Origin of the sequence: Richelia intracellularis HH01 (genome assembly GCF_000350105.1) — a bacterium.
GTDB lineage: Bacteria > Cyanobacteriota > Cyanobacteriia > Cyanobacteriales > Nostocaceae > Richelia > Richelia intracellularis.
On record NZ_CAIY01000059.1, the window covers coordinates 1 to 1,408 of the forward strand.

1 protein-coding gene is annotated in these 1,408 nt (G+C 26.8%); it reads left to right on the forward strand.

What is annotated here, in order from left to right:
- Positions 1 to 539 precede the first annotated feature (539 nt).
- Positions 540 to 794: a DUF1830 domain-containing protein gene (locus RINTHH_RS07130; RefSeq protein WP_008234761.1), complete on the forward strand. Its 255-nt coding sequence runs from the start codon at positions 540 to 542 to the stop codon at positions 792 to 794.
- Positions 795 to 1,408 lie beyond the last annotated feature (614 nt).

Below are 1,408 nucleotides of genomic sequence, written 5' to 3' on the forward strand. Positions count from 1 at the left end.
AAAAAATGCTGAGTATTATAATTTAACTTTTGGATATTTATCAGTTGTTTATTGCGATAATATTACTCATCTTCAGCTCACTTTTAATTTTATTTTATTTCTAATAAAAGCTAAAACTACAGCTACAATTTTAATAATATAAACAGTTGCATAAACTACGGTATATCTATAGTCATACCATATATATTAACCGTAAGAATAATATAATTATCTATAATTTAATGCTATCTAGCAAGAAAACTTATGATATATAAACTTGCTGATATTGATTATTAACATATGCTTTATTTACTATTTACTTGCAAGATTTAAAGCTAGCTTTCCTAATATTTTAAAAATCATCTGATATCTGGTAGATCACACACTTACAGGAACTGTTAATAGCAAGAATTAATTTAGCAAATGTTGCATCATACTAGCCAAGTAGAAATGATAGTTAGAAAGTTAACAATAATTATAAATATGCTTCTTATTATTATTGTTAACTTTCTAATAGCTATTCAGCGTTTATTAACTAACAATATATCGTCTAAATTATAATGACTCAAACTCTTAATTCACTACCCCTAAATTATAGTCCGGGAATTTTATGTATTTACTCCAATCATAGCAACCAAGTCATTATTGTAAGAATCTCTAATATTCCTGAATGGTACTTTGAAAGAGTAGTATTTCCTGGAGAGCAGCTACTATTTGAGGCTTTACCAGAAGCCTACTTAGAAATATATAGAGGTGATCAAAATAAAGCAATACTAGCTGAAAAGTTCCCATGCTCCAAGTTACAAACCAGTTAAGATTTACTGATCACAACTGATAATCATTCAAATAGTGTTTACACTATACCAAGTACTTGTAAGGGTTAGATCATACTGAAGACTAAATCCCCAAAAAGGCTATCCCTTGAATGTAAATGAAAAATTCAAGGGATAGGCAAAAATAATTAGATAGTGAACAAGAAGCATAAAAGCCTTAAATAATCTCTAAATATAACCCGTAATAGCCTGTTTATTTATACCTTGCCATACTGGCCTTATAGATAAAACTTACTTAAGTCTACTGTAGTAAAATCAGGATAATCATAGTGTGTCTTATTATTCAAATATATAGCCTTTATTTAATTAACTGAAAATAGTGAATTATAGAGAGTTAGTAATAAATACAAGGTAAATTTTAAACATTGAGTAAGTATTAAATTAATGATGACTAGTGCAGGGAACAAAAAATAATAGTAAATCATTAGAAACTCTATTAGCAATACTCAGCAATATCCATAAACGACAAATGAATTTTACTAAAACTCAATATACTTTGCTTATAAATAAAAGAATAAGGCTGGATTATATAATCCTTAAAATAAATAGATTTTTACTTAAAATTACGTATTTTGATATTGTATACGAGTTTAAAC